The sequence below is a fragment of the Curtobacterium sp. 8I-2 genome, from assembly GCF_902506155.1.
GTDB classification, from domain to species: domain Bacteria; phylum Actinomycetota; class Actinomycetes; order Actinomycetales; family Microbacteriaceae; genus Curtobacterium; species Curtobacterium poinsettiae.
The window spans coordinates 574,699-590,585 of sequence record NZ_LR732826.1 but is presented as its reverse complement, the minus strand read 5'-3'; the positions used below and the strand labels follow the sequence as shown (position 1 = coordinate 590,585).

General features: G+C 71.4%; 17 protein-coding genes. 12 read left to right on the top strand and 5 right to left on the bottom strand.

Annotation, left to right across the window (positions count from 1 at the left end; all coding sequences use genetic code 11):
- Positions 1 to 4: 4 nt before the first annotated feature.
- Positions 5 to 850, bottom strand: coding sequence for a helix-turn-helix transcriptional regulator (locus tag BOSE127_RS02865; protein WP_017887946.1), 846 nt, complete (start codon positions 848 to 850; stop codon positions 5 to 7).
- A 110-nt stretch (positions 851 to 960) separates the two neighbouring features.
- Here BOSE127_RS02865 and hxlB point away from each other — a divergent pair, with 110 nt between their 5' ends.
- From hxlB to BOSE127_RS02845, 4 genes are all read left to right on the top strand, one after another.
- Complete coding sequence (gene hxlB, locus BOSE127_RS02860; RefSeq protein ID WP_017887947.1) at positions 961 to 1,524, top strand: 6-phospho-3-hexuloisomerase; 564 nt, start codon at positions 961 to 963, stop codon at positions 1,522 to 1,524.
- Positions 1,525 to 1,535: 11 nt separating this feature from the next.
- Positions 1,536 to 2,162, top strand: coding sequence for a 3-hexulose-6-phosphate synthase (gene hxlA, locus BOSE127_RS02855; protein ID WP_017887948.1), 627 nt, complete (start codon positions 1,536 to 1,538; stop codon positions 2,160 to 2,162).
- 148 nt (positions 2,163 to 2,310) lie between these two features.
- Positions 2,311 to 2,817 carry a GNAT family N-acetyltransferase gene (locus BOSE127_RS02850; protein WP_159556143.1) on the top strand — a complete coding sequence of 169 codons (507 nt, stop codon included), beginning with the start codon at positions 2,311 to 2,313 and terminating at the stop codon, positions 2,815 to 2,817.
- Entirely contained in the window at positions 2,814 to 3,536 is a 723-nt protein-coding gene (locus BOSE127_RS02845) for an alpha/beta hydrolase (protein ID WP_017887950.1), read from the top strand. Before BOSE127_RS02850 ends, BOSE127_RS02845 begins: the two co-directional genes overlap by 4 nt.
- Before the next feature lie 71 nt (positions 3,537 to 3,607).
- On the opposite strand, the gene BOSE127_RS02840 is transcribed toward BOSE127_RS02845, so the two are convergent.
- On the bottom strand, positions 3,608 to 4,963 hold the full coding sequence (locus BOSE127_RS02840) for an APC family permease (RefSeq protein WP_159556142.1): 1,356 nt from the start codon (positions 4,961 to 4,963) through the stop codon (positions 3,608 to 3,610).
- A gap of 201 nt (positions 4,964 to 5,164) precedes the next feature.
- Here BOSE127_RS02840 and BOSE127_RS02835 point away from each other — a divergent pair, with 201 nt between their 5' ends.
- The 3 genes from BOSE127_RS02835 to BOSE127_RS02825 all read left to right on the top strand — a co-directional run bounded on the left by BOSE127_RS02835 (position 5,165) and on the right by BOSE127_RS02825 (position 9,476).
- Positions 5,165 to 5,938 (top strand): HAD family hydrolase, encoded by a 774-nt coding sequence (locus tag BOSE127_RS02835; RefSeq protein WP_042537551.1) that lies wholly within the window; start codon positions 5,165 to 5,167, stop codon positions 5,936 to 5,938.
- A 73-nt stretch (positions 5,939 to 6,011) separates the two neighbouring features.
- On the top strand, positions 6,012 to 8,522 hold the full coding sequence (locus BOSE127_RS02830) for a glycoside hydrolase family 65 protein (RefSeq protein ID WP_159556141.1): 2,511 nt from the start codon (positions 6,012 to 6,014) through the stop codon (positions 8,520 to 8,522).
- 186 nt (positions 8,523 to 8,708) lie between these two features.
- On the top strand, positions 8,709 to 9,476 hold the full coding sequence (locus BOSE127_RS02825; RefSeq protein WP_017887954.1) for an SDR family NAD(P)-dependent oxidoreductase: 768 nt from the start codon (positions 8,709 to 8,711) through the stop codon (positions 9,474 to 9,476).
- Positions 9,477 to 9,583: 107 nt separating this feature from the next.
- Here BOSE127_RS02825 and BOSE127_RS02820 read toward each other — a convergent pair whose 3' ends face one another.
- Complete coding sequence (locus BOSE127_RS02820) at positions 9,584 to 10,099, bottom strand: DUF1697 domain-containing protein (RefSeq protein WP_056072111.1); 516 nt, start codon at positions 10,097 to 10,099, stop codon at positions 9,584 to 9,586.
- A gap of 26 nt (positions 10,100 to 10,125) precedes the next feature.
- Entirely contained in the window at positions 10,126 to 10,392 is a 267-nt protein-coding gene (locus BOSE127_RS02815; protein WP_056072109.1) for a hypothetical protein, read from the bottom strand.
- Positions 10,393 to 10,525: 133 nt separating this feature from the next.
- Between BOSE127_RS02815 and BOSE127_RS02810 the strand changes: the two genes are divergently transcribed.
- Positions 10,526 to 10,978: a hypothetical protein gene (locus BOSE127_RS02810; RefSeq protein ID WP_017887957.1), complete on the top strand. Its 453-nt coding sequence runs from the start codon at positions 10,526 to 10,528 to the stop codon at positions 10,976 to 10,978.
- A gap of 204 nt (positions 10,979 to 11,182) precedes the next feature.
- Here the strand turns inward: BOSE127_RS02810 and BOSE127_RS02805 are convergent, their stop codons facing one another.
- A complete protein-coding gene (locus tag BOSE127_RS02805; protein ID WP_042537544.1) occupies positions 11,183 to 12,658 on the bottom strand; it encodes an NCS2 family permease in 1,476 nt (491 codons plus the stop codon).
- A gap of 157 nt (positions 12,659 to 12,815) precedes the next feature.
- On the opposite strand from BOSE127_RS02805, the gene folE reads away from it, so the two are divergent.
- From folE to BOSE127_RS02785, 4 genes are read left to right on the top strand one after another with little or no spacing between them, the layout of a single operon-like run.
- Positions 12,816 to 13,427 (top strand): GTP cyclohydrolase I, encoded by a 612-nt coding sequence (gene folE, locus BOSE127_RS02800; protein WP_042537542.1) that lies wholly within the window; start codon positions 12,816 to 12,818, stop codon positions 13,425 to 13,427.
- Positions 13,424 to 14,374: a dihydropteroate synthase gene (folP, locus tag BOSE127_RS02795; RefSeq protein WP_235517676.1), complete on the top strand. Its 951-nt coding sequence runs from the start codon at positions 13,424 to 13,426 to the stop codon at positions 14,372 to 14,374. The genes folE and folP overlap by 4 nt, the downstream gene beginning before the upstream one ends.
- Positions 14,371 to 15,120: a pyrimidine reductase family protein gene (locus BOSE127_RS02790; RefSeq protein ID WP_236559484.1), complete on the top strand. Its 750-nt coding sequence runs from the start codon at positions 14,371 to 14,373 to the stop codon at positions 15,118 to 15,120. The genes folP and BOSE127_RS02790 overlap by 4 nt, the downstream gene beginning before the upstream one ends.
- Positions 15,121 to 15,144: 24 nt before the next feature.
- A complete protein-coding gene (locus BOSE127_RS02785) occupies positions 15,145 to 15,798 on the top strand; it encodes an HAD-IA family hydrolase (RefSeq protein WP_071250096.1) in 654 nt (217 codons plus the stop codon).
- Positions 15,799 to 15,887 lie beyond the last annotated feature (89 nt).

The following is a 15,887-nucleotide window of genomic DNA, read 5'->3' as shown; positions in this document are numbered from 1 at the left end:
CGGTTCACGCCCGGGAGCTGAACGCCGCGAGCTCGGCCCGGGTCCGGGCGCCGTGCTTCCGGAGCAGGTTCGCCACGTGGTACTTCACGGTGTTGACACTGATGCCGAGCCCCTCGGCGATCTCCCGGTTGCCGACACCGGTCGCCACGAGCCGCAGCACGTCGCGCTCCCGCGGGGTCAGGTCGCCGTCGTCGACCGCGTCCACCTCGGTCGGTCGCGGGTCGAGGGGCAGCGAGATGTCGAGCACGGACCCCCAGCCGGGCGTGCTCGCGACCTGCACCCGCCCGTCGAGCGTGACGACCCGCTCGGCGATCGGTCGCATGGCGTCGTCCTGCACGTCGAGCGTGCCGGAGCCGTCGTCGCGGAGCTGCATGAGCAGGTTCCGGCCGTCGCAGTCCCACTGGATGCGCACCCGCTTCGCCGCACCGTCGTCGACCAGGGCGAGCACCGCGGTCCGCACGATCGCCCGGGCAGCGTGGGCGACGTCACCGGGGAGCGCACGCCCGGTTGCCGGCGGCTCGACGAACTGCACGTCGAGGTCCCCGAAGCGCACGAGCGGCCGCAGGTCGGCGCGCAGCCGCGAGAACGCACCGGTGACCGGTTCGAGCAGGGTGCTCCGCTGCTGATCGGTCACGGTGCGCAGGTCGACGAGGGCGGCCGAGGCGATCTCGACGGCCTCGGCCCGGGCGGCCGCGTCGGTGACCCGCGACGACCGGAGCACGGCGAGGACGGATTCGAGGGTGAGGGCGTGCCGGTCCGCCTGCTCGGCGACGGTGCGGGCGTGCTCGGCGGCCGCGAGCCGGATGGCGGAGCCGCCCCGGGCCTCCAGGGTGTCGACCGATGCATCCATGGAGGCGACCGTACCCGTCCCACCCGAGCGGACGGGCCCACCCGATGGGATGGGACCCCTGCCGGGGCGGGTAGCGGCGCGCAGGGTCTGCTGACGGAAGGATCGTCGTCATGGCAGCAACCACCGTCTCCGCAGCGCTCGACCTGGTCGTCCGCGAGGTCGGCGACCTGGCAGCCCGCCTCGACGACGCTCCCGCACAACGCGCACTCGACCTGATCGAGGGCGCCGACCGGGTGTTCGTCCACGGCGCCGGTCGCTCCGGCCTCGCCCTCCGCATGACCGCGATGCGTCTCATGCACCTGGGGCTCGACGCGCACGTCGTCGGCGAGGTCACCACCCCGGCCATCCGGCAGGGTGACCTGCTCCTCGTCGCGAGCGGTTCCGGGACGACCACCGGCATCGTGCAGGCCGCACGCACCGCGCACGAGGTCGGGGCATCCGTCGTGGCGCTCTCGACCACCGACGACTCGCCGCTCTCCGAGCTGGCGGACGTCACGATCGTGCTGCCCGCCGCGACGAAGACCGACCGCTCCGGCACCGCCTCGGCCCAGTACGCCGGTGGCCTCTTCGAACAGGCGGTCGCCCTGGTGGGCGACGCCGTGTTCCACGCCCTGTGGGCCCGAGGCGGGCAGTCCGCCGACGACCTCTGGCCCCGTCACGCCAACCTCGAATGAAAGGCACACCCATGCAGCTCCAGTTCGCCATGGACACCCTGACCACCGAAGCCGCCCTCGAGCTCGCCGCCGCGGCCGCGCCGCACGTCGACGTCCTCGAGCTCGGCACGCCCTTGATCAAGAGCGCCGGCCTGTCCGCCGTCACCGCGATCAAGGAAGCGCACCCCGACAAGATCGTGTTCGCCGACCTCAAGACCATGGACGCCGGTGAGCTCGAGGCCGACATCGCCTTCTCGGCCGGTGCCGACCTGGTCACCGTCCTCGGTGTCGCCGGCGACTCGACGATCGTCGGCGCCGTCAAGGCCGCGAAGAAGCACGGCAAGGGCATCGTCGTCGACCTGATCGGCGTCTCCGACAAGGCCGCCCGTGCCCGCGAGGTCGTCGCACTCGGCGCCGAGTTCGTCGAGGTCCACGCCGGGCTCGACGAGCAGGCGGAAGAGGGCTTCACCTTCTCGACCCTGCTCGACGCCGGCAAGGACTCGGGCGTCCCGTTCTCGATCGCGGGCGGCGTGAACGCGTCCTCGGTCGCCTCGGTGCAGGATGCCGGTGCCCGCATCGCCGTCGCCGGCAGCGCGATCTACAGCGCCTCGGACGTCGGCGCAGCAGCAGCCGAGATCCGCGCCGCCATCAAGGCGTAGTCCCGGTCGCCCTTCCCGGGCGACGGCCGACGAGTGAGCAGAAGACGTCGGGTGCGACCACCGCACCCGACGTCTTCTGCGCACTGGATGCGGGACCCTGCCGGTTCCGCCCTGCCGGTCGCACCCCGCTCCGCGGTACCGTCGGGACGTGGGGATCGAACTGCGCCGCGTGACCGCCGACGACTGGGAAGCGTGGCGAACCGTGCGCCTCCGCGCCCTCGCCGACGCCCCGCACGCCTTCGGCTCGACGCTGCAGGACTGGGTGGACGCCCCCGAGCACCGGTGGCGCACCCGCCTGTCGATCCCGGGAGCGCTCGACCTGCTCGCGGTCGACACCGATGCCGACGGACCCGGCGCGGTCGTCGGGATGGCCAGCGGCGTCCCGTCCACCGACCCGGACGGCCCCGCCGAGCTCATCTCGATGTGGGTCGACCCGGCAGCGCGCGGCCGCGGGATCGCCCGTGCACTCATCGACGCGATCGCCACGTGGGCGGCTGCTACCGGAGCCACCGAGCTCGAACTCTCGGTGCTGCCCGACAACGCCGTCGCCCGTCGCGCCGACGAGCACGTCGGCTTCAGCGCCCGCGACGAACCCGGCGATCCGTTGCCGGACGGCCGGACCGAGGTCCTGATGCGCCGTACGGTGGCCACATGAACCGAGCGCTGCGCTGGACCACCTGGATCGTCGCCGTCGTCGTCCTGCTCGCGGTGGTGTTCCTCGTGTGGGCGCACATCGTCATGCAGGGCACGCGCAGTGCCGCCCTGCAGGTCTGGCGTGACGACCGGATCGCGGTGCGGGACGCCGGTGACTCGGTGGTGATGACCCCGACCGGCCAGGCCGACGGGGTCGGGATCGTGTTCATCCCCGGTGCGAAGGTGGATCCCTACGCCTACATGGCGACGTTCCGGCAGGTGGTCGCCAACGGCACGACGGTCGTCATCACGAAGCCGACGCTCAACCTGGCGTTCTTCGACACCCGGCCGCTCGCCACGTTCGAGGCCCACGCCCCCTCGGTCACGCGCTGGGCCGTCGGCGGGCACTCCCTCGGCGGGGTCCGTGCGTGCCAGCTCGCCCAGGACGCCGACGGTCTGCTGCTCTTCGGCAGCTACTGCGCGAACGACATCAGCCGCTCGTACATCGACGTGCTGAGCGTCTCCGGTTCGCGTGACGGCCTGTCGACGCCGGCCAAGGTCGACGCCGCGCGGGACAAGCTGCCGTCGACCGCCACCATGACCGAGATCCAGGGGTCGAACCACGCCGACTTCGGTGCCTACGGCGACCAGCCGGGCGACCGGACGGCGACCATCAGCCGTGCTGATGCCCGGCAGCAGATCTCGGACGCGGTCGAGGCCTGGGTGCGCGACCTGCGCTGACTCCGCGCGCCGACCGGCGGACGCACCACGGGCCTCCAGACGGTCTGCCTGGAGGCCCGTGGTGCGCGACGTCAGTGGATCACGCCCGCCTCGTGGTCGCGTCCGGAACGGCGCCCGGTGAACCGGGCGATGAAGTAGAGCACCACGCCGACGGCGAGCAGGATCGCGGCGTAGAGCCAGACCTGGCCGCTCTGCTGCGTGAGCAGCAGGACGCACGACAGCACCCCGAGCACCGGGACGAAGGTCCAGACCCGGAAGTGGTCGTGCTCGACGTGGTCGCGGCGGAGCACCAGGACGGCGACGTTCGTGCTGATGAACACGAAGAGCAGCAGGAGCACGACGGTCTCGGCCAGCACGCCCACGTCACCCACCAGGGTCAGGAGCATCGCGACGACCGTCGTGGCGACGATCGCGGTCCACGGGGTCTTCCGGTTCGGCAGGACCTTCGCGAGCAGGGCGGGCAGGAGCCGCTGCTCGGCCATGCCGTAGGTCACGCGGCTCGCCATGATCATCGTGAGCAGCGCGCCGTTCGCGACGGCGACCAGGGCGATGAGGCTGAAGACCCAGTCAGGGATCGGGACGCCGGTGGCGGAGACGACCGCGAGCAGCGGGCCGCTGGACTCGGACAGCTCGGACGCGGGCAGGGCGATCGCGCTGGCGAGGGCGACGAGGACGTAGACGACACCGGCCGTGGCGAGGGCGCCGAACAGGGCCTTCGGGTAGACGCGGCGGGGGTCGCGGACCTCTTCGGCGATGTTGGCGGACGTCTCGAAGCCGACGAACGAGTAGTAGGCGACGATCGCGGCGCTCAGCGTCGCCAGGGCCGGGTTCGCCTCGGACGGGAACGCGCCGATGCGCGAGACGTCGCCGCCGCCCCCGCCGAGCATCACGGCCACGACGACGACCACGATGACGAGGCCGGAGACCTCGATGACCGTCATCACGACGTTGCTCCTGAGCGAGTCGGAGATGCCGCGGGCGTTCAGGCAGGCGATCAGGGCGAGGAAGACGATCGCGGTGGGCACCGGAGGCAGGTCGACGAAGGCGCCGAGGTAGTCGCCGGCGAAGGCGAGTGACAACCCGGCGGCGCTCGTGACACCGGCGGCGAGCATGCTGAAGCCGACCAGGAACGAGACGATCGGCGTCTTGTAGGCCCGTTCGGCGAAGACCGCGGCACCGCCCGCCTTCGGGTACTTCGTCACGAGTTCGGCGTACGACCCCGCGGTGAGCAGGGCCAGCAGGAGCGCGAGCACCAACGGTGCCCAGAGCGCTCCGCCGACGTCCTCCGCCAGGGTCCCCATCAACGCGTAGATGCCGGCGCCGAGCACGTCGCCCAGGATGAAGAGGAACAGCAGCGGGCCGGTGATCGCCTGGCGGAGCTTCGACTGCGAGCCGTCGTGGGGTGCGGCGGTGGTGTCGCTGGTCATGGAGGTGCCTTTCGTCCGGGTCAGCGTGCCGGGGTGTGTCTCGGAGGCTTCACAGGTGCGCCGCGGAGGGGGTTCCCCCTGCACAGTGCAGCCCCTGGTGAACTCTCTCCACAGCGTGCGGCGCGTCGGGACCCGGCACCTGGAGCGGTCCTAGACTCGTCGGGAGCCACACGTCCACCACCAGTCCCCGGAGGACCGCAGATGACGACGCAGGACCAGCGCACGCCCGCTCGACTCAGTGACCAGCGAGCGCTCCTGTTCGACCTCGACGGCGTGCTCACCCCCACCGCCGACGTGCACATGCGGGCCTGGAGCCGGCTCTTCACGCCGTACCTCGAAGCGCACGGGGTCGCGCCGTACACCGAGCAGGACTACTTCACGTACATCGACGGCAAGCCCCGGTACGACGGCGTGCGCTCGCTGCTCGAGTCGCGTGGCATCGACCTGCCGCAGGGCACCCCGGACGACGCGCCCGACACCGACACGGTGTGCGGACTCGGCAACCGGAAGAACGCGGAGTTCACGGCCGAGCTCGACGAGCACGGTGTCGAGCCCTACCCGGGCTCGCTGCGGTTCCTGACCGCCGCGATCGACGCCGGTCTGTCCGTCGCGGTCGTCTCGAGCTCGGCGAACGCCAACTCGGTGCTCCGGACCGCGGGCATCCTCGACCGGTTCCCGGTCGTCGTCGACGGGCTCGTCGCGCGCCAGGACGGCCTGACCGGCAAGCCAGCACCCGACACCTACCTCGACGCGGCAACCCGGTTCGGGCTCACCGCCGCCGAGTGCGCCGTGGTGGAAGACGCGACGAGCGGGGTCGAAGCCGGCCGCAACGGTTCGTTCGGTCTGGTCATCGGTGTCGACCGCGGTGCCGGGGCGGACGCCCTGCGCGAGCACGGTGCCGACGTCGTGGTGTCCGACCTCGCCGAACTCCTCGACGACCTGCCCGCACCGGTCGCCAGCACCAGCACGACGTAGGCCACCCGGCCGGGCGCTCCCTGCCTGCCCGCCGCACCGACGTACCCATCTCCCTCCCTTCCCACGGAGCAGCATGAACCCCATCACCTCGGACCCCCTCGACCGCGTCCGCTACCCGATCGACGAGTGGGCCCTCGTCGAGACCGAGTACACCCCCGACGAGCAGGGCGTCGCCGAGACGAACTTCGCTGTCGGCAACGGGTACCTCGGCCTGCGCGGCAACCTCGACGAAGGCCGTGGCGGCGTGCAGTACGGCACGTACGTCAACGGCTTCCACGAGACCTGGCCGATCCGGCACGCGGAAGACGCCTTCGGCTTCGCGAAGACCGGGCAGACGATCATCAACGCGCCCGACGCCAAGGTCATCCGCCTCTACGTCGACGACGAGCCCCTGGTGCTGGCCGAGGCCGACATCCTGCGGCACACCCGCCGGTTGGAGTTCCGTGGCGGGTACCTGTTCCGCGAGACCGAGTGGTCGACGCCGTCCGGCAAGCGGGTCCTCATCCGGTCGCGCCGGCTCGTGTCGTTCACCGACCGGCACCTCGCCGTCATCGACTACGAGGTCACCGTGCTCGACGCAGACGCCTCGATCCTGCTGTCCAGCCAGATCCTCAACCGCCAGGACGTGCAGGACGAGTACCACGCCGGCATGCGGGCCGCGGCGAACGCCTTCGACCCCCGCAAGGCCGAGTCGTTCACCGAGCGGGTGCTCGTGCCGAAGGTCAAGCGCAGCACCGGTGACCGTTCGATCCTCGGGTACCAGGCGTCCAGCTCCGGCATGACGATCTGCGTCGGCGTCGAGCACCACATCGAGACCGAGAACAGCTGGGACGAGTCGTCGTCGATCGAGGACGACCTGGCGAAGCACGTCTACCGGGTGCAGGCCCGCGCCGGTCAGCCCATCCGCCTCGTGAAGCACGTGGTCTACCACACCTCGCGCGGCGTGCCCGTGCGTGAGCTCGCCGACCGGTGCGAGCGCACGCTCGACCGCGCACACGCCGAGAACGTCGACGAGACCTTCGCGAAGCAGCGCGAGTGGCTCGACGACTACTGGGCACGCAGCGACGTCGAGATCACCGGCCAGCCCGCGATCCAGCAGGCCGTGCGGTGGAACCTCTTCCAGCTCGCGCAGGCCACGGCCCGCACCGACGGCCACGGCATCGCCGCGAAGGGCGTCACCGGCTCCGGCTACGGCGGCCACTACTTCTGGGACATGGAGATCTACGTCCTGCCGTTCCTGTCGTACACGGCGCCGATCGTTGCCCGGAACGCCCTGCGCTTCCGCTACAACATGCTCGACGCGGCACGGGCGCGAGCCCGCGAGCTGAACCAGCGCGGGGCGCTGTTCCCGTGGCGGACCATCAACGGCGAGGAGTCCAGCGCGTACTACGCCGCCGGCACCGCGCAGTACCACATCGACGCCGACATCGCCCATGCACTCATGCAGTACGTGCGGGCATCGGGCGACCGTGAGTTCCTGAAGCGCGGCGCCATCGACGTGCTCGTGGAGACCGCCCGACTCTGGGCCGACCTCGGGTTCTGGCGGTCCAACGGCGACAAGAAGTTCCACATCGACGGCGTCACCGGACCGGACGAGTACACGACCGTCGTCGACGACAACCTCTACACGAACGTGATGGCGCGTGCGAACCTGTGGTTCGCCGTCAACGCCTGCCGCGAGCTCGCCGCCGACGACGCCGAAGAGTACGACCGCATGGTGCGCCGGACCGGCCTGCGCCCCGACGAGCTCGTCGAGTGGGAGCACGCCGCCGAGTCGATGGAGATCCCCTTCGACCCGCACCGCGGCATCCACCCGCAGGACGCCCAGTTCCTCGACAAGGAACTCTGGGACCTCGAGAACACCCCCGACTCCAAGCGCCCGCTGCTGCTCCACTACCACCCGCTGGTGATCTACCGGTTCCAGGTGCTCAAGCAGGCCGACGTCGTGCTCGCACTGTTCCTGCAGGGGCACGAGTTCACGGCGGCCGAGAAGCGTCGCGACTTCGACTACTACGACGCACTCACCACCGGTGACTCCACGCTGTCGGCGGTCGTGCAGTCGATCATGGCGGCCGAGGTCGGCTACCACGACCTCGCCGACCAGTACTTCCAGACCGCGCTCTACGTCGACCTGGCGGACCTGCACGGCAACACCTCGGACGGCGTGCACATCGCGTCGACCGGTGGCATCTGGGGTGCGCTGGTCAACGGCTTCGGCGGCATGCGCGACCACGGTGGCCGGATGACCTTCAACCCGCGGCTGCCGAAGCACTGGGACCGTCTGTCCTACCGCCTGACGGTGCGCGGCTCGCGCGTGCGGATCGACCTGGAGCAGGACACCATGACGCTCACGGTCGAGACCGGTGCGGGCTTCACCGTGTGGGTGCACAACCAGCAGTGGGACATCGAGGCGGGGGAGCCCACCGTGGTGCCGCTGCCGCACCACGGGCCGCGGATGTCCGGGCACGCTCCGACCACGAGCGACATCCAGGGCACGCTGCGGGCGGACGGCTCGGTGATCACCGCGTCGATCCCGACGATCTCGCTCGAGCGCGACTTCGACCTGGACGAGACGACCGCCTGACACCGGTTCCTCCGCCCGCGGTCACACGTCGCCCCGGTCCCGCCTCGCGGTGCCGGGGTGACGTGCGCGGCGCGTGCTCCCGGCACCTCCGAACGCGTTCAGTCGCCCCCGGGCACCGTGGTCTGCCGTGCCCTTCGGGTCGATGGCGTCTCCCCGGGCACGGTTCGTGCAACGAGAGGAGACATCATGGGCAACCGGTTCGAGGGCAAGGTCGCGATCGTCACGGGCGCGGGTTCGGGCATCGGCGCAGCGACGGCGCGCGCGTTCGTCGACGAGGGTGCGTCCGTCGTGCTGACCGACAGCGTCGAGGAGAAGGTCCGCACGGTGGGAGACTCCCTGCCGACCGACCGTGTCGTCTCCCTGCACGCCGACGTGGCGAGCCCGGAGGACTGGGAGACCGTCGTCTCCGCGGCGATCGACCGCTTCGACCGGCTCGACGTCCTGGTGAACAACGCCGGGACCTTCAGCTCGGGCGACATCACCGACATCAGCACGGCCGAGTGGCGCCGCGTCATCGAGACCGACCTGTCCGGGGTGTTCTACGGCACCCGGGCAGCGTTGCCGTTCCTGCGCGAGACGAAGGGTTCGATCGTCAACACGTCGTCGGTCTCCGGTGAGGACGCTGACTGGCGGATGAGCCCGTACAACGCGGCGAAGGGCGGCGTCACGAACTTCACGAAGGCGGCCGCGCTCGACAACGGGCAGTTCGGCGTCCGCGTGAACGCCGTCGCTCCGGGACTCATCTGGACCGACCTGACCCAGGAGCAGGCCGAGGACGAGGCCCTGCAGTCGAAGTTCGAGGAGCGGATCGCGCTCGGCCGTGGGGGTCGCTCCGCCGAGGTCGCCGAGGCGATCCTGTTCCTGGCCAGCGACGCTGCGTCGTTCATCACGGGCGCGGTCCTGCCGGTGGACGGCGGCACCATGGCGAGCAACGGGCAGCCTCCGCAGGCCTGAGCCTCCGCCGCGTCGGCGGAGATTCGGCCCGGCGGACACTTCGGGCGGTCAGGAACGCCCGGATCGTCCGCGGGAGCGAGTCTCGGCCCGCTTCGAGTGCACGAGCGTCACAGGAGCTTCCGCAGGGTGTTCGTGTTGCGGGTCGTCGTCGTGCGCTTGAAGCGTGCGGCGCCGGCCCGCTTGGCGAACACCGTGTCGGTGCTCGACCCCTTCGGGCACGACCAGTAGACGACGCCGTTCCCGCGCGCGACCTGCTCGACCGCGTCGTCGAACTCGAGGTCGGCCACCAGGGCGTCGAGCGCTGCATCCTCGGACCCGAACACGACGTAGTCGTGCCGATCGTCGTCACGCGCGAAGGGGAACCCGTCGACGACAGCGGCGAGGGCGTCGTGCCGGACGAGCACGATCCAGGCGTCGTACCCGAACCGGTCGCGCAGCCCCTGCTCGATCGACGTCTTGAGCCGTCCGGCGGGCACGTCGGCTGCGAACACGACGTTGCCCGAGGCGAGCACGGTGCGGACGTCGTCGAACCCGAGCCCCCGGAAGAGTTCCGCGAGTTCGGCGCTGCGGATCGTGATGCCGTTCACGTTGACCCCGCGCAGCAGCGCCACCCACCTGTCCATGTCCGGACGCTAGCGGTCCGAGCCGTTCACGTCCACGTCCGGGCCACGCCCCAACCGGAGCCCTGCGGGACGATGTCGACCACCAGCGCCTCACCGTCGTCGTCGCTGGTCGCCTGGAACCGCCAGCCCACGGTGCGCTCGGGTGCGTGCGTGATCGCGGTCGGCAGTTCGGCGCGCGTCACGGTCAGCCGCGTGGGGGTGTCGCTCACCCGCCAACGCCGTCCGGCCCACACCAGCCGGGTCGGCGTGCCCTCGGCCCACCACACCGTGGCGGCCGTTTCGGTGATCATCATCGGGTCTCCTCGTTCGAACGTGTGTTCGAATGGTAGGTGTCGACCTCCGACGTCGCAACCACCGGCAGTGGACCTCGGCGGGTCGTGGACGAACCCCTCGAACGACGCAGCAACCCTCGTGTAGACGGGACCCATGACGAACGACGCACAAGGCCCCGACGCACAGCACCAGGTTCCCGAGGGGGTGTCCGAGGCCACGGTCGAGGCGCTCGGCAGCCTGTCCGCGGCGGTCGAGGTCATCGAGCACGCCCGTGGCCTGCTCTACGGGTTCCACCGCCTGACCGGCACCGCCGACCTGAACCTCGGTGAAGCGGTCGAGCAGCTCCGGAAGGCCGGACACACCGAACTCGCCGAGCGCATCGACACCGAACTCGTGGGCCGCAACGTCATCGCGGGCCGCTGGACGTTCCAGATCGTGGAGGACTACGACGACGGCTACTACGCCCTCGCCAAGGAGCTCGAGCGCACCGCGCGGGACGAGCTCGTGCAGGGCCGCCGCCACCTGTTCGAGGCGGGCATGAAGGAAGACCGACGCACCCAGGACCAGCGCCACCACGAGGCGACGCCGAGCGACCTGCCGGACTGAGCACGGGCCTCCAGGCCGACGCGGCCGACGCCGCAGACGCGGCCGACGGAAGACGCCGGCGTCCTGCGGAAGACGCCGGCGTCATCCGGACACGCCGCGGAAACGTCGAGACGCCGCCGGATTCGGCGGCGTCTCGATGACACGACGGCGTCTTGCGCCGGACCCCGATCAGCAAGGCCCAGCAGCAAGGCCCCGCAGCAAGCCTCAACCGACGCCGAGCATCGTCTCCAGCGGCCCCCGCGCGAAGTACAGCAGGAAGCCCGCGGCGACGACGTAGAGCAGCCACGAGACCTCGCGGCCACGGCCGGACAGCAGCTTGATGAGCACCCAGCTGATGAAGCCGGCGCCGATGCCGTTCGCGATCGAGTAGGTCAGCGGCATGACGACGATCGTCAGGAAGGCGGGCAGGGCCGAGCCGAAGTCCGACCACGAGATGTCCGCGACCTGCGCGACCATGAGCGCACCGACGACGACGAGCCCGGCGGCGGCGACCTCGAGCGGGACGACCTGGGTGAGCGGCGTCAGGAACATCGACGCCAGGAACAGCAGCCCGGTGACGACCGAGGCCATGCCCGTGCGGGCACCCTCGCCGATGCCGGAGGCCGAGTCGATGAAGACGGTGTTCGACGACACCGACGCGCCACCACCGGCGATCGCGCCGACGCCCTCGACGACGAGCGCCGACTTCAGGCGGGGGAACGTGCCGTCCGGCTTCGCGACACCGGCGGCCTTGGCCAGCCCCGTCATGGTGCCCATCGCGTCGAAGAAGTTCGTGAACACGAGGGTGAAGACGAGCATCGACGCGGCGAGCGGGCCGATGCGGGTGAAGGCGCCGACGACGTCGGCGTGGCCGACGAGCGACAGGTCCGGCACGGCGAACAGTGCGCTCGGCAGACCGGGGGCGTTGAGGTTCCAGCCGGTCTTCGAGTCGACCGAGGTCGGCACCTGGAAGATCGCCTGCAGGATGATCGCGATGATCGTGGTCGCGACGATGCCGATGAGCAGCGCACCCTTGACCCGGCGGGCCATGAGCGTGCCGATGATGATCAGGCCGATCAGGAACACGACGGTCGGCAGGGCGCCGACGGAGCCGTCCTCACCGAGCTGCAGCGGCGGCGACGGGTTCCCGGAGGACCGCACGAAGCCGGAGTCGACGAGCCCGATGAACGCGATGAACAGGCCGATGCCGACGGTGATCGCGGCCTTCAGCTGAGCTGGTACGGCGGTGAAGATCATCGTCCGGATGCCCGTCAACGCGAGGATCACGATGATCACGCCGTTGATGACGACCAGGCCCATCGCCTCGGCCCAGGTGACCTGGTGCACGACGCTGACAGCGAGGAACGAGTTGATCCCGAGCCCCGCGGCGATGCCGAACGGCAGGTTCGCGATGATGCCCATCGCGATGGTCATGACGCCGGCGACGAGGCCGGTCGCCGCGGCCACCTGAGCGTTCTCGAGCCACCCGCCGTTGACGTCCTTCGCGGCCTGGTCGGCGCTGAACCCACCGAGGATGAGGGGGTTCAGGATCACGATGTACGCCATCGTGACGAACGAGACGAGGCCACCGCGGACCTCGCGGGGGATCGACGATCCGCGTTGCGTGATGGAGAAGAATCGATCGAGGCCGGTCGCGAAGCGGTTCCGGGGCGTGGTGTCGGTCTGCGGGGCGCTCACCACGAGAGTTTAAAGGACGCTGGGTTTCGGGCGTGTCACACCGGTCTCACAGGTTCCGGCGGCCGGGAGGCCCGTCCCACGCGGGTCGCGCACGTCGCGCTGGGCGTCTGCCCGCGTTCTCCGGCCAGGGCTGGTGTTGGATGAGCGGGTGACGTCACACATGGACCGCGCCCGTGTGGAGGCCGCCGTCCGCGAGCTGCTGCTCGCCATCGGCGAGGACCCCGACCGCCCGGAACTCACCCGCACCCCCGCCCGGGTCGCCGACTCGTACTCCGAGTTCTTCTCCGGGATCGGCACCGATGCGGTCGCGATCGCCCGTGACGGCACCGTGCACGCCGAGGACGGCGAACGCGGTCGGCTCGTCATCGTCCGCGACGTGAAGTTCCGATCCGTCTGCGAGCACCACCTGCTGCCGTTCCTCGGGGTCGCGCACCTGGCGTACGCCCCGGGGGAACGGCTCATCGGCCTCGGCACGCTGGCACGGGTGCTCGACGCGGTGGCCTCCCGCCCGCAGCTGCAGGAGCGGCTGGGTGAACAGGTCACCGCGACCATCGCCGAGGGCCTCGGCGCCGAGGGTGTCCTGGTGGTCCTCGACGCGCAGCACCAGTGCGTGACGACGCGTGGAGAGCGCCAGACCGGTTCGACGACGGTGACGGTCGCGGCGACCGGCTCGCTGGCCGACACCGCGGGACGGGCCGAGGCGATCGCGCTCATCGGCGCGGGGCGTGGGACCGATGCCGCGGGTGCGGCGACTGCCGAGGCGGGCGCATGACCGGCCTCCCGCACGTCTCGGGCGAACACGCCGCGGGCGGACCCGACGCGGCCGGACCCGGCTGGGTCGTGCCGGACCTGCGGCACCCGGTCCGGACGTTCGGACGCCGCACCATCGACTTCGACCACCGCATCGCCGTGATGGCGATCGTGAACCGCACCCCGGACTCGTTCCACGACCGCGGCGCCACCTTCGAGCTCGACCGGGCCGTCGCCGCCTCGGTCCGCGCAGCCGAGCAGGGTGCCGACTGGGTCGACATCGGCGGCGTGAAGTTCGCCCCCGGCCCGGAGCTGCCCGCGTCCGACGAGATCGACCGGGTCGTCCCCGTCGTCGAGCAGCTCGCCCAGCAGTCCGACGTCGTCATCAGCGTCGACACCTTCCGACCCGAGGTCGCCGCGGCGGCGATCGCAGCCGGCGCGACCGTCGTCAACGACACCACCGGCCTGTCCGACCCGCGGATGGCCGCCGTGGTCGCCGACTCCGAGGCCACCGTCGTCATCACGCACTCGCTCGCCGAACCCCGTCGTCCCCTGCCGGCCCCACCGCAGTACGCCGACATCGCGGGCGAGGTCGTCGCGTTCCTGCGCGAACGGGTCGACCGGGCGCTCGCCGCGGGCATCCCGGAGTCGCGGATCATCGTCGACCCGGGCCATGACCTGCACAAGAACACCGTGCACACCCTCGAGATCACCCGGCGCCTGCCCGAGGTCGTCGCCCTCGGCTACCCGGTGCTCGCCGCGGTGTCGAACAAGGACTTCGTCGGGGAGTCGCTCGGACGCCCCCGCGGGGAACGGCTCTCCGGATCGCTCGCCGTCGCGACCGTGAGCGCGATGCTCGGCGCCCGGATCGTCCGCATGCACGACGTCGCCGAGAGCGTCGACGCGATGCGCATGGTCGAGGCCACCCTCGGATGGCGCACCCCCGTGGAATCGAGGCACAACACGTGACCGTCCTGCCCCCGTCGATCGCGGACCTGTCCGACGACGACCTGCTCGAGCTCTACACCGCCGACGTCGGGGACCCCTGGCTCCGCGTGAACTTCGTCGCGACGCTGGACGGCTCGGCCTCGGCCGCCGGGGTGTCCGGGTCGCTCGGCGGCGACGACGACCTGCGGGTCTTCGACCTGCTCCGCCGCGTGGCCGACGTCGTGCTCGTCGCCGCCGGCACCGTCCGTGACGAGGGCTACGGGCCGATGGTCCTGCACGACGCCGACGTTGCCTGGCGTCGGGCCCACGGCATGCCGGACCACCCCGTGTTCGCGATCGTCACCGGGTCGCTGTCGCTCGACCCGGCGTCGCGGGTCTTCACCGAGGCGCCGGTGCGGCCGATCGTCCTGACCTCGGCGACGGCGGCTGCCTCGGCGACGGCCCGGGCGCTCGCCGAGGTGGCCGACATCGTGCCCTGCAGCGCGGACGCCGACCCAGACTCGGTGGACGCCGGACGGATCCGCGGTCTGCTGGCCGATCGTGGCCTCGGGACGATCCACTGCGAGGGTGGTCCGTCGTTCCTCGGGGCGCTCGTCGTCGCGGACGCCGTCGACGAGCTGACCCTGACGATCGACCCGTCGCTCGAGGGCGGGGAGGGGCCGCGCATCGCCCGCGGGTCGTCCCCGGAGCTCCGGCGGATGCGACCGGCGCACGTGCTGCTCGGCGCCGGCGACGTGCTGCTCACGCGGTACGTCCGGGCGCGCTGACCCCCTTGGGCTAGGGTCGGGCGCGTGATCGACATCGTGGCGTCCGGGGTCCTCTTCGACATGGACGGGACCCTCGTCGACTCGACCGCGGTGGTCGAGGCGACCTGGACCCGGTTCGGCCACGCGAACGGCATCGACCCCGACGAGATCCTCGCGTTCTCGCACGGACGGCAGGCGATCGACACCCTGCGGCGCTTCCTGCCCGACCTGCCCCTGGCCGAGCAGCAGCGGATCGCGGCGGAGCTCGTCGCCGAGGAGACCGCGAGCACCGAGGGCATCCTCGAGATCCCCGGCGCCGTCGCCTTCGTGCAGCGCCTCGTCGACCTCGGCGTCCCGGTCGCCCTCGTGACGAGCGCGCCCCGTGACCTCGCCGCGGGCCGGATGGCGGCCGCCGGGTTCGCCGTGCCCGAGGCCTTCGTCCCCTCGGAGGACGTCGAGCACGGCAAGCCCCACCCCGACGGCTACCTGCGCGGCGCCGCCCTGCTCGGTGTCGACCCCGCCGACTGCGTGGCGTTCGAGGACGCCCCCGCCGGCCTGGAGTCCGCCATCGCCTCCGGCGCGACCACGGTCGTCGTCGGTCCCCTCGAGCACCCCGTGACCGCCGGGCTGCACCGGGTGCACGGGTACGACGGGCTGACCGTCGAGCGCGACGGCGTCGCCTTCCGCATCCGGGGCTGAGCGCGGCACCCGTCCTGCCCTGCTGGGGGTCTGCCGCCCCGGCCGGTCAGGGCACCCCGCCCGCCCTGCGCCGAGTGGTCGCGAACCGT

Coding starts and splice junctions, on each gene's coding strand:
- BOSE127_RS02865 (WP_017887946.1), bottom strand. CDS start 850: ATGGATGCATCGGTCGACACCCTGGAGGCCCGGGGCGGCTCCGCCATC.
- hxlB (WP_017887947.1), top strand. CDS start 961: ATGGCAGCAACCACCGTCTCCGCAGCGCTCGACCTGGTCGTCCGCGAG.
- hxlA (WP_017887948.1), top strand. CDS start 1,536: ATGCAGCTCCAGTTCGCCATGGACACCCTGACCACCGAAGCCGCCCTC.
- BOSE127_RS02845 (WP_017887950.1), top strand. CDS start 2,814: ATGAACCGAGCGCTGCGCTGGACCACCTGGATCGTCGCCGTCGTCGTC.
- BOSE127_RS02840 (WP_159556142.1), bottom strand. CDS start 4,963: ATGACCAGCGACACCACCGCCGCACCCCACGACGGCTCGCAGTCGAAG.
- BOSE127_RS02835 (WP_042537551.1), top strand. CDS start 5,165: ATGACGACGCAGGACCAGCGCACGCCCGCTCGACTCAGTGACCAGCGA.
- BOSE127_RS02830 (WP_159556141.1), top strand. CDS start 6,012: ATGAACCCCATCACCTCGGACCCCCTCGACCGCGTCCGCTACCCGATC.
- BOSE127_RS02825 (WP_017887954.1), top strand. CDS start 8,709: ATGGGCAACCGGTTCGAGGGCAAGGTCGCGATCGTCACGGGCGCGGGT.
- BOSE127_RS02820 (WP_056072111.1), bottom strand. CDS start 10,099: ATGGACAGGTGGGTGGCGCTGCTGCGCGGGGTCAACGTGAACGGCATC.
- BOSE127_RS02815 (WP_056072109.1), bottom strand. CDS start 10,392: ATGATGATCACCGAAACGGCCGCCACGGTGTGGTGGGCCGAGGGCACG.
- BOSE127_RS02810 (WP_017887957.1), top strand. CDS start 10,526: ATGACGAACGACGCACAAGGCCCCGACGCACAGCACCAGGTTCCCGAG.
- folE (WP_042537542.1), top strand. CDS start 12,816: ATGGACCGCGCCCGTGTGGAGGCCGCCGTCCGCGAGCTGCTGCTCGCC.
- folP (WP_235517676.1), top strand. CDS start 13,424: ATGACCGGCCTCCCGCACGTCTCGGGCGAACACGCCGCGGGCGGACCC.